We start from the raw sequence: 9,953 nt of genomic DNA on the forward strand, positions 1-9,953 counted from the left end.
TGCGCATGCCATGACGCCGCGCGGCTCTGCCCGTTGGATCAGCTGGATGTATCACCAGCACCGAGCCAGTCCAGCGCCCAGGTTCGCTGACGCCCAGGCAGCACCCAACATCACCGTGGCACGCCCTTCGGCGAGCAACTGCTGGCCGTGGGTCAAGCGGAAGCTGTATTGCTGGCTGTCCTCGCCATGCATCAACACCTGCGCTTCGCAGACGATCGCATCGGGCAGCTCGTCCAGATAGGCGACGTGCAGCTCCACTGCGCGCAGCGCCACCAATATGCCAGGGCGCACCGGCTTGCCCGATGCGCGGCCGAGCAAGCCGCCGTGCACGGCCATGGCTTGCGCGCCGTATTCGCAGAGATGCAGCGCGCGCAGGCGGCCGCTGGCACGCAGCGGATGCGTGTCGCTGCGATGCGCGTCACTGCGCAACACGATGCGCTGCGCGTCCCACTCCACCACGTCTTCCCACAGGCACATGCTGCCCTGGTGCGGAATCAGCGCGGCAATCGCGTCACGTCCCTGCATGCGGCTCTCCGTTCTTTATGCGTTCCAGCGCCGGCTCGCGCGACACCAGCAAGGCCAGCATGAAATTGAACAACACCCCCAGCGCCACCGTGCTGCCGATCGCACGCAACACCGGAATGCTGGACGCGGCCAAGAGCGCGAATACCAGCAAGGTCATCAGGCTGCACACGATCAGCGCATGCAGCGTGCGCAGCTGATCGGCGTGATCGTCGCCGGCGTGGTCGAAGAACAAGGCGTAATCCAGGCCCAAACCGGCCGCCAGGATCAGCGCAATCAGATGGAACAGATTGAGTTCCACGCCGGTGCCGCGCAGGATGGCCAGGATCAGCACCGTGGTCAGCGCCATCGGCAACAACACCCGCACGATGCGGCGCGGGCTACGCAGCGCGATTGCCACGGTCACTGCCAACAACAACGCAGCCAGCACCAATGCGCCCAGTACACGTCCGCGATACGCGGCGACCAGGGATTCGGAAGCATCTTTCAGATCCAGCAGCTGCGCGCCGCTGCCTTGTACGGCTGCGGCCAACACCGCCGGATCGCGCAAGCCGGTCAACGACACCAGTGCAGTGCTGCGATCGCCGCGACCGAGCAACAGCCCGCCGACCGAGGTTGCCAGCGGCGAGCCGGTCAGGTCCTTCGGCAACAGCGGTGCCGCATGCTTGGCAGCATCCAGATCCTGCAGAAATGGCGCAAATGCATCGCTGCGGAACGGCGTGGCGGCTACCGCGCTGTCGGTCAGTGCGCGGGCTTGCGCGGCATCCGGCAACGCGGCCTGGCGCGCGTGCTGGGTCTTGGCGCTGGGCAGATAACGCGCGGCCATGTCGTAGCCGGTCAGCGTGCCCTCGCGCACCAGCGCGTCCAGGCGCGGCCGCAATTGCTCGCTGGCCTGCAGCGCCGCCTCATCGTTCGCTGCGTGCAGCGCGAGCACGTAGCGCACATCGGGGGCGCCCAGCTCTTGCCGCAACTGCGTGTCCTGCGCCAACGCCTTGGGCGGCACCGGGGTCAACTTCAACAGATCGTTCTGCCAGAACTGGCCTGGTGCAAACGCGATCACCGCGATGCCGATCAGTGCGATCACTGCCAGGCTGATGCGCGGCCGCGGCAGGCGCGCGATGCCACGCCATAGCGCGGCGAGCAGGCGCGAGTCGGCGTAGTCGCACGGCGCCGGGTCGATCAACGCCGGCAACAGCCAACGTGTGGTGACCGCGGCGGTCGCCAGCCCGGCAATGGTAAACACCGCCAGCTGGCGCAAGCCGTCCACACCGGAAAACAGGAAGGTCACATAGGCAATGCAGGTGGAGACCACGCCGGTGGCCAGCGTCGGCCACAGATGGCGCGCGTTGTCGCGCGGATCCAGACCGGGGCGCTGGTGGCTGAACAAGTGAATCGGGTAATCCTGCACCACGCCGATCAGAGTGAAGCCGAATGCCACGGTGATGCCGTGCACGCCGTCGAACAGCAGCGCTACCGCGCCCAAGCCGGCCAGACCCGCGCTCGCCAAAGGCAGTACGCCGAGCACCGGAATCTTCCAGCTGCGATAAGCGATCAGCAACAACAACACCAGGCCCACCGTATCCAGTGTCCCGATCCACTGCGCCTCGCCTTGCGTGCGCGCGGTGATTTCCACCGCAAAGGCGCCTGGGCCGGTCAACGTGAGCTGCGTCGTGCTGCCCTTGCTGACCTCTGCAAACGCAGCCTGCACCGCGTCGTAAGCCAGCTGCTGGCCGGTCGGATCGAACCCTGCCGCACGCGTCTGCACGATCAACAGCGCCGACGTTCCGGCACGGTCGAACCACACCTCATTGCGCGTCTGCGGTGCGGCCGCTGGCTGCAAGGTCTCGGCCAGATGCAGCACTTCCAGCGTGGGATCGCGCGGCAGCAACGGCTCCACCATTGCGGCGGCGGGCGAGCCCAGGTCCTGCACGCGCGATTGCAATGCCGCTTCCAACGTCTGTGCATCAAGTGGCGTCTTGTCGAAGCTGTCGCTGAGCAGATAGCGATACGGCAGCAAGCGCTCGGAAATCGCATCGAGCCCCGCATTGCCGCCATTGCCGACCAGCTCGAACAATTCCGGCTGTGCGACCAAGGCCTGCTGCAGGGCTTGCGACTGCGCGGCCAGCGTGGCCGAGTCGCTGTTGGACAACGACATCAACAACAGGCGCGAGCCGGGGCCTTCGCCAAGTTCTTCGATCAGCAGTTTTTGCGCGGGCGTGCGCGGGGCGGGCATGAACTTGCGCAGATCGCCGGTGACCTTGAGCGTCTGGCTCAGCCAGAAGCCTGCGACTGCGAGCAACGCCAGCCACAGCAGCGCAAGTCCGATGCGGCGGTTTGCGTCCAATTTAAGCGCCATGGAACGAAAATCCTGCTGCAGCGGCCGAACGTCCACCGGCCGCGCGCGCGGCATCGGGCTGCAACAGCGCTTTGTTTTGTCTGAGGGCGGGCTGCCGTGACGCGTTCTTTCTGTCGATGGTGTGCAACACCAGCCCCTTTATCTTGCCCAGGACGGTCACTGTTTCCTTGCTAAGCGCCTGTCCAGACTGCACACGCAAGACTCGCTCGCGGTGGATCACGCGCCCGAACCATGGCATAGCGTGGTCAACGCCGCCGCATCGCTCACGCGTGCTGCGTCACGCGCCGCGCCAGCCAGCAGGGTGCGCTGCACGTCGCCCTTGGCCGGCAGGCTTTCGATGCAGCGCAGCTCATCATTGCGCCCGTACAGACGCAACTCACGCACCTGCCTGGCCACAGCAGCGTCCTTGGGTTGCAATGTCAGTTGCCAAGCCTGCGGCTGGCCCTGCCCGCTGACGCGGTATTGCTGCTCCAGCAGCGCGCGGTCGCCGGCCAGCAAGGCGCCGAAGCCGGACTTCAAACCGGCCAGTTCGGGCACCCGGCTCAACGAAAAACGCCGCGGCGATTTGCCTTCGCGTTCCAGCACGCCTTCGTCGCCTTGCAACGTGGTGGTTTCGCGATACGGCGCGCTGACTTCGCGCACCAGCGTCTGCGCATCCGGGCGACGGTAGTGGCCCTGTACGCGCAGCGGCGTCTTCAGCAGGGCAGAGCCACGCAGTTCGACGAACTCGGTACTGACCGGTGCGGGGCGTGCCAGGCGCTGCAGCACCTGGCCGACGTCCAGCGTCTCAGGCGGTGCGGCGCATAGCGGTGCGGCGCTGAACAGCAGTATCAGCATCCACGGCAGGGTGCGGCACATCGGCATGGTGGGTGTTCCAGAAATCGTAGAAGTTGAACCAGTTGTACGGCGCGTAGCGTGTGTAATGCTCCAGCCTGGCGGCATAATCGCGCATGAGCACCGCCAGCACCGGAGCACGCTGGCGGCGTGGCACATCCAGGCCTTCGCTGAAGGTCTCGAACGCCAGCTCGTAATGATTGCCGCCGCGATACAGGCCGAACGCCAGCACCACCGGCACCTTGAGCGCAGCGGCGATCAGCCACGGCGAGGTCGGAAACATCGCATTGCGGCCGAGGAACATTGCCGGCAACGCCGGGTCGCCCTCGCGCGGGCGATCGATCAGCAGCGCCACCAGCGCACCGGCGTCGGTGGCCTCCTTGATCGCCATGACGATTGAGATCGCGTCCATGCCGGCGTCGATGATGTTGGCGGCCAGCTGCGGATTCAGCGCGCCTAGCAGATCGGTCATGGCGCGGTTGTGCGCCTTGTCCAGCACCACTTTGACTTGCACATCGGGGCGTTCGGTGGCCAGCACGCGCAGCGCGTCGAAGCTGCCCAGGTGCGAGCCGAAGATCAGCACGCCGCGGCCGCGATCCATCTGCGTGTGCAGCTGATCCAGCCCGGTGATATCGACGCGGAAGCGTTGCATCTGCCCGCACAGCATGTATACGCGGTCCAGAATCGTCGAGGCGAAGGTATGGATATGCCACGCCACATCGCGCAGCGTGGCCGGGCGGTCGAGCACGCGCGCCAGATAGGCACGCGACGCAGTGCGCTCAGGCGCACGCACCAGCAGGAAGTACAGCGTGATCGGGTACAGCAGCACGCGTGCCACCGACCGCCCGGCATGCTGGGCGATGCCGCGGATCAGCCTCAACGCGAGGCGTCCGCCGCCTTCCGGGCGTTGTTTCCACTGACTGTTCATGGCGCTGCCTCCGCGACCAGCTCGCCGCTGACCAGCAACTGGTCGGCGCGCTGCACGCGAAAGCGCCAACGCGGGCAGGCACCGTCCAACGTAACCGATGCGGTCTGGCCGGGCAGCAGCGGCTGCACGAACTTCACCTGCGGCAAGCGTAGGGCGGCGCGCGGGCCATGCGCGGCTTCCACCGCCTGCAGCACATGGTCGAGCACGACCACGCCAGGCACCACGGGGCGACCCGGAAAGTGCCCGGGCAGGCAGGGATGATCATGCGGTACGACGAAATCCATAAGCGGGTAAGTCAGATCCTGGGTTCAAGCATGGCAGCCACGGCGTTGTGTGCCTGCTCGGTCAATTGTTGGCGGTCCGGCGCATCCGGCCCTGTCACCGAGATCGGGTGACCGATGCGCACACGGATGATGCCGGGACGCACCCTGAACATACCCTCCACCGGCAGCACCTTTCCGCAGCCATCCAGCGCCACTGGCACTACCTGCACACCAGCATCGATAGCGGCCTGCAGTAGCCCGGCCTTGAATGGCAAGAGTGCGCCGCTGCGACTGCGGGTGCCTTCGGGAAACAGACACACCTGTTTGCCCTCGCGCAGCAGCGCGGCCGCCTGACGCCGCACCATCGCCCCGGCACGCCGGCTGTTGCGGCCCAGAAACAGCATACCGGTGCCACGCGCGAACCAGTTCAAGAACGGCACCTTGCGCATTTCGTCCTTTAGCAAGAACCGCAGCGGCACCGGCAATGCGTAGAACAACGCGCAGATATCGATAACCGACTGGTGGTTGCTGACGAACAGATAGTTCTTGGACCAATCCACGCGCCCGCGGCCTTCCACGATCACCTTGGCACCCGCGCCGCGAAACAACACCGGCGACCACATCCAGCCGCCCATGCGCAGCAACCGATCGGGGTCGCGCGTGATCGCCAGCAACATCAACGCATACGCGATCCCGCCAGCGGTGAACGTCAGCGTAAAGGCCAGCTGCAACAGGTTGAACACGGCCCACGCCACGCGCGACGGCATCCTTGCCAACGGCATTTTTGTCTTGTCCCTGAAAGTGTTCACGTACGTCGCTGCCCCTGGCCACGGCCACGCACTCAGCGCAGCAGATTGCGCCAGAATGCCGGCCCGAGCCGCGCCATCTGGCGCAAGAAGTCTGGCAGATTACGATAGGGGCGCTGCGGAAACCAGCGGCCGCGCAGCAGATATTCGCCCACAAAGAACCCGCCCACCACGCCATACGCCAGCAGATTGGCGAACAACGAGGCGCGCGCGTCGCTGATCGGCAACGGCGAGGCGTAGCCCAATTGCGCCAGCACGCCGCTGGGTTCGGCGCACAGGCCCAACAGCAGATTGACCAGGGTCAGCGCGCACAGCAGCAGCGCCCAGGCCAGGGTGAGACGACGCGTATAGCGGTACTGCTCGAGCGTGATCGGCATGCCGGCCTGGCGATACAGCCCTTCGACGATGCGGCTGATCAGCGGCGTGCGCCCTTGGCGCAGGCTGCAGCCGAAGAACCAGGCGATCCAGCCGGTGAACACCACTGGCGGCGCGGCCAGCAACAGCATCGCGTACGGCGATTGCCACAACGCGCTCAGGCCGGCCAGTGTCAACACGGCCAGTGCCCAGGCCCACGCGCGGCGCGCGGCCATCGGTTCGATCAGCACCATCAGCACCAGCAAGGCCCCGGCGATGACCGCCAGGTCCGGCCGATGGCTGGCATTGGCCCAATGCGCCAGCGGCGAGTACGCCACCGCCAGCAGCACGCCCAGCCACAGCACCCACGGGGGCGCATCGGCAGGCGCTGCCGTTGGCAGCTCAGACGGTCTTGTTGGTTTGGACATGCGCCGACAATGCACGCAGCGACGCAAAGATGCGACGGTTCTCGTCGTTGTCCGAGCGCAGCTGGAAGCCATAGCGCTTGCTGATCGCCAGCGCCAGTTCCAGCGCGTCGATCGAATCCAGTCCCAGTCCGGTATTGAACAAAGGCGCCTCCGGATCGATGTCGGCGGGTTGGACGTCTTCCAGGTTCAGGCTTTCGACCAGGAGTTCGGCCAGTTCACGTTCGGCAGCGGTTTGCAGGGACATCCAGAGCTTCCACAGGTAAGAGTCTGGCAACAGAATTCGGAACAATCAATCAATGCAATTAATTCAAACAACCAGCAAAGCCTCGCAAACAACCGTCAGTTCGAGGCGGGCCTCGGCTTGAAACCGCAGTGTACGTTGTCGTCGCTGCCGCTTCCGCGTACCGGCCACGCCCGTTAAGCGGCCGCGCAGTTGGTTGGTTGGTTGGTTGGTGATCGGGTGAGAGTGGTTCGGCAACCCGGCCGCACCTGTCCGGGCCACCGGTCAGGCTATCATGACTGCATGACGCTCGCCCGCTGCAGGTGTGTTCCAGGATGACTTCCACCGCTGTTCGCCCCGCCCCGACCGCCATGCCGGCAGCCGGGCCGGCTCCCGGACCCGAATGTCCGGATGTGTTGATCATCGGCGGGGGGCCAGCGGGCTGCGCCGCCGCCATCGTGCTCGCGCAGCAGGGCTGGCAGGTCACGCTGCTGGAAAAAGAGCAGCACCCGCGCTTCCATATCGGCGAATCGTTGCTGCCGATGAACGTCCCGATCCTCGAACGGCTGGGCGTACTCGAGCACGTACGCGGCATCGGCGTGCTCAAGCGCGGCGCGGACTTTCGCATCGACAACGGCGGCGACAACACGTTTCGTTTTTCACGGGCGCTGGATGCCAAGGCCGATGTCGCCTTTCAGGTGCCGCGTGCGCAGTTCGACCACGTCGTGTTGTTCGAGCGCGCACGTGCGGTGGGCGTGGATGCGCGCGAGCAGGTCAAGGTCGAGCAGGTCAGCTTCGAGGGCGAACAGCCGGTGCTGCAGGCGCGTGGCGTGGAGGGTGAGCAGCACTTCCGCCCACGCTATCTGCTCGATGCCAGCGGCCGCGATACGTTTCTGGGTAATCGCTTCAAGCTCAAACGCGCCGACGCCAAGCATCAATCGGCCGCGTTGTTCAGCCATTTTTGCGGCGTGGCGCGCAGGCCGGGCGAAGATGCCGGCAACATCAGCATCTACCGGCATGTGCACGGCTGGATGTGGCTGATCCCGCTGCCGGACGACATCATGAGCGTGGGCGCAGTCTGCTATCCGGAATACCTCACGACCCGCAAGGGCGACAGCGAGGGGTTTTTCATGCGCACGCTGGCGCTCAATGCCGAAGTGACCGCGCGCATGCACGGCGCCGAGCGTGTGGCGCAGGAGCACGCCACCGGCAATGACGCTTACGAATGCACGCGCATGGCCGGGCCGCGCTGGCTGATGCTGGGCGATGCCTACACCTTCGTCGACCCGATGTTTTCTTCGGGCGTGTTTCTGGCCATGCACAGCGCCAAGCGCGGCGTAGCGACGGTGGATCAGGCGCTGCGCATGCCGCAGCGCGAGGCGAAACTGCAGCGCGCCTTGCAGCGCGACCTCAAACGCGGCGTGAATGAATTCAAGTGGCTCATCTACCGCTTCACCTCGCCGACCATGCGCATCTTGTTCGCGCAACCGCAGACCACCTTGCAGATCGAAGAAGCCGTGGCAGCGATGCTGGCCGGCGACGTGTTCGAGAGCCCGAAGGTGCGCCTGCGTCTGCGTGCGTTCCGTGCCATCTACGCCATCACCACCTTGTCGATGATGCCGCGCGCCTGGCACTCCTGGCGGCAACGTCGGCGCCAGGCCACGCGCGGCTTCGACGGCGACACCTTGCAACGCGATACGCAACAACGAGACACGCAATGACCGCTTCCCAGGCCCAGACCACGCACGCTGCGCGCCATCCCCGCCTGCAGGTCGATTATGTCGATCAGACCGACCCGTCTGCCCTGCTCACCGACCCGCAGGTGCTGGCCGTGTTCGGCTTCGGCACTGCGGCGCCGCGTCTGGACGATCCGCGTTACTTGCGCGTGCCGCTGCAGCCGTATCAGGCCAGCGTGCTGGAAGTATGGCGCAGCGACTCGCCGGTGCGCAGCGGGCGCGATGGAAACATCGCCTGGTCCAGCGACGGGCACCTGCAGTTCGGCGTGATCGAGATCGACGAGCAGGATGTGGACATCGAAGAAGCCGCCGCCAAAGCGTATGCCAAGATCACCGCGTTCGTCACCGGCAGCCAGACCCCGCTCCTGCTGCGCATCTGGAATTATCTGGATGCGATCACCCTGGGCAGCGGCGACCGCGAGCGCTATCGGCAGTTCTGCATCGGCCGTGCACGTGGCCTGGGCGCGTTCGATACCGCACAGCTGCCCGCCGCCACCGCGGTGGGCCGTTGCGATGCCGAGCGCATCATGCAGATCTACTGGCTGGCCGCCGCCGATGCCGGCACCCCGCTGGAAAATCCGCGCCAGGTCAGCGCCTACAACTACCCGCGCCAGTACGGCCCGCAGCCGCCGAGCTTTGCGCGCGCCATGCTGCCGCCGGCCGGCAGCGACATGCCGCTGCTGCTGTCAGGCACCGCCGCCGTGGTCGGGCATGCCTCGATGCACACCGGCCAGTTACTGGCGCAGCTGGAAGAAACCTTCGCCAACTTCGATGCCCTGCTCGGCGCCGCACGCCAGCACGCCCCCGCCCTACCCGCGCAATTCGGCGCCGGCACGCGATTGAAGGTCTACGTGCGCGAGCAAGACGACCTGCCCAAGGTCGCCCAGGCACTGGACGCCCGCTTCGGCGACGCAGTGCCGCGCCTGCTGCTGCACGCGGTGATCTGCCGCGATGAGTTGGCGGTGGAGATCGATGGGGTGCATGGGTGAGTGAGAGAGGCGACCAAAACGACTGCGCTTACCGCCAGGCGGGCGCGGCCGGCTGACTGCTCGCGACATTTGCCAACCGCTTTAAAACCGCGAGAGCTCGGTTGTCTTGGGATGAGCAGAAGCAGAGCGGATGATCTGGGTCTTCGCTGCAGGGCCCTCGCCTACCCACCATCGCGGGACAGCGAGTACGTCCCTGTAGGGGTTGCGGTGAGTGTACGGGCCGAAGCATATGCATTGCTCGATAGCATGAGGCTTCGCCCGTCCCCTCATCCGCCCCTGCGGGGCACCTTCTCCCGGTGGGAAAAGGAACAGCAGCGGATCGCACGGCGCATGTATTCTCCCAGCCATCCATCCACCATCCCGTCGCCATGACCGCGCTCCGCCGCTCACGTTCTCTTGCCTTGATCTCGTTGCTCGGTCTGCTTTCGGCCCGACGTCCCCCGATTTTGAGTAGCACGCCAGTTTGGAGTCCAATTCCCTACCCCGAAGGAGATTGGACGTGAAGAAGCGTTTTACC

The 9,953-nt window shown here is 65.7% G+C and carries 11 protein-coding genes and 1 pseudogene; 2 read left to right on the forward strand and 10 right to left on the reverse strand.

Annotation, left to right across the window (positions count from 1 at the left end; translation table 11 throughout):
• Positions 1-51: 51 nt before the first annotated feature.
• The 10 genes and pseudogenes from XpopCFBP1817_RS09875 to xanC form a co-directional block, all read right to left on the reverse strand.
• Positions 52-525: a hotdog family protein gene (locus XpopCFBP1817_RS09875; protein ID WP_128417001.1), complete on the reverse strand. Its 474-nt coding sequence runs from the start codon at positions 523-525 to the stop codon at positions 52-54.
• A complete protein-coding gene (locus tag XpopCFBP1817_RS09880) occupies positions 512-2,755 on the reverse strand; it encodes an MMPL family transporter (protein WP_341866003.1) in 2,244 nt (747 codons plus the stop codon). The genes XpopCFBP1817_RS09875 and XpopCFBP1817_RS09880 overlap by 14 nt, the downstream gene beginning before the upstream one ends.
• Positions 2,747-2,932 (reverse strand): annotated as a pseudogene (locus tag XpopCFBP1817_RS23725) (hypothetical protein); the annotation flags it as partial. The pseudogene XpopCFBP1817_RS23725 and the gene XpopCFBP1817_RS09880, both read right to left, overlap by 9 nt.
• Positions 2,868-3,098: a hypothetical protein gene (locus XpopCFBP1817_RS09885; RefSeq protein WP_128417003.1), complete on the reverse strand. Its 231-nt coding sequence runs from the start codon at positions 3,096-3,098 to the stop codon at positions 2,868-2,870. The pseudogene XpopCFBP1817_RS23725 and the gene XpopCFBP1817_RS09885, both read right to left, overlap by 65 nt.
• Positions 3,095-3,742 (reverse strand): LolA-related protein, encoded by a 648-nt coding sequence (locus tag XpopCFBP1817_RS09890; RefSeq protein WP_128417004.1) that lies wholly within the window; start codon positions 3,740-3,742, stop codon positions 3,095-3,097. The genes XpopCFBP1817_RS09885 and XpopCFBP1817_RS09890 overlap by 4 nt, the downstream gene beginning before the upstream one ends.
• Complete coding sequence (locus tag XpopCFBP1817_RS09895) at positions 3,666-4,640, reverse strand: lysophospholipid acyltransferase family protein (protein ID WP_128417005.1); 975 nt, start codon at positions 4,638-4,640, stop codon at positions 3,666-3,668. The genes XpopCFBP1817_RS09890 and XpopCFBP1817_RS09895 overlap by 77 nt, the downstream gene beginning before the upstream one ends.
• Positions 4,637-4,924, reverse strand: coding sequence for an ApeI family dehydratase (locus XpopCFBP1817_RS09900; RefSeq protein WP_128417006.1), 288 nt, complete (start codon positions 4,922-4,924; stop codon positions 4,637-4,639). Before XpopCFBP1817_RS09900 ends, XpopCFBP1817_RS09895 begins: the two co-directional genes overlap by 4 nt.
• An 11-nt stretch (positions 4,925-4,935) precedes the next feature.
• The gene (locus XpopCFBP1817_RS09905) at positions 4,936-5,685 is read right to left on the reverse strand and encodes a lysophospholipid acyltransferase family protein (RefSeq protein ID WP_128417007.1); all 750 of its coding nucleotides are present in this window, start codon (positions 5,683-5,685) and stop codon (positions 4,936-4,938) included.
• A gap of 59 nt (positions 5,686-5,744) precedes the next feature.
• On the reverse strand, positions 5,745-6,428 hold the full coding sequence (locus tag XpopCFBP1817_RS09910; RefSeq protein WP_167393894.1) for a COG4648 family protein: 684 nt from the start codon (positions 6,426-6,428) through the stop codon (positions 5,745-5,747).
• Positions 6,429-6,465: 37 nt separating this feature from the next.
• Positions 6,466-6,735 (reverse strand): xanthomonadin biosynthesis acyl carrier protein XanC, encoded by a 270-nt coding sequence (gene xanC, locus XpopCFBP1817_RS09915; protein WP_128417009.1) that lies wholly within the window; start codon positions 6,733-6,735, stop codon positions 6,466-6,468.
• A gap of 347 nt (positions 6,736-7,082) precedes the next feature.
• Here xanC and XpopCFBP1817_RS09920 point away from each other — a divergent pair, with 347 nt between their 5' ends.
• Complete coding sequence (locus tag XpopCFBP1817_RS09920) at positions 7,083-8,432, forward strand: NAD(P)/FAD-dependent oxidoreductase (RefSeq protein WP_128417013.1); 1,350 nt, start codon at positions 7,083-7,085, stop codon at positions 8,430-8,432.
• Positions 8,429-9,436 (forward strand): chorismate transformation FkbO/Hyg5 family protein, encoded by a 1,008-nt coding sequence (locus XpopCFBP1817_RS09925; RefSeq protein WP_167393892.1) that lies wholly within the window; start codon positions 8,429-8,431, stop codon positions 9,434-9,436. The genes XpopCFBP1817_RS09920 and XpopCFBP1817_RS09925 overlap by 4 nt, the downstream gene beginning before the upstream one ends.
• Positions 9,437-9,953 lie beyond the last annotated feature (517 nt).

Source organism: Xanthomonas populi, assembly GCF_002940065.1.
Taxonomy (GTDB): Bacteria; Pseudomonadota; Gammaproteobacteria; order Xanthomonadales; family Xanthomonadaceae; genus Xanthomonas; species Xanthomonas populi.

What these genes read in the sequence shown, in the direction of transcription:
- XpopCFBP1817_RS09890 (WP_128417004.1), bottom strand. Translation starts at nt 3,742, where the DNA reads ATGCCGATGTGCCGCACCCTGCCGTGGATGCTGATACTGCTGTTCAGC.
- XpopCFBP1817_RS09905 (WP_128417007.1), bottom strand. Translation starts at nt 5,685, where the DNA reads ATGCCGTTGGCAAGGATGCCGTCGCGCGTGGCGTGGGCCGTGTTCAAC.
- XpopCFBP1817_RS09925 (WP_167393892.1), top strand. Translation starts at nt 8,429, where the DNA reads ATGACCGCTTCCCAGGCCCAGACCACGCACGCTGCGCGCCATCCCCGC.
- XpopCFBP1817_RS09875 (WP_128417001.1), bottom strand. Translation starts at nt 525, where the DNA reads ATGCAGGGACGTGACGCGATTGCCGCGCTGATTCCGCACCAGGGCAGC.
- XpopCFBP1817_RS09880 (WP_341866003.1), bottom strand. Translation starts at nt 2,755, where the DNA reads ATGCCCGCCCCGCGCACGCCCGCGCAAAAACTGCTGATCGAAGAACTT.
- XpopCFBP1817_RS09895 (WP_128417005.1), bottom strand. Translation starts at nt 4,640, where the DNA reads ATGAACAGTCAGTGGAAACAACGCCCGGAAGGCGGCGGACGCCTCGCG.
- XpopCFBP1817_RS09920 (WP_128417013.1), top strand. Translation starts at nt 7,083, where the DNA reads ATGCCGGCAGCCGGGCCGGCTCCCGGACCCGAATGTCCGGATGTGTTG.
- xanC (WP_128417009.1), bottom strand. Translation starts at nt 6,735, where the DNA reads ATGTCCCTGCAAACCGCTGCCGAACGTGAACTGGCCGAACTCCTGGTC.
- XpopCFBP1817_RS09900 (WP_128417006.1), bottom strand. Translation starts at nt 4,924, where the DNA reads ATGGATTTCGTCGTACCGCATGATCATCCCTGCCTGCCCGGGCACTTT.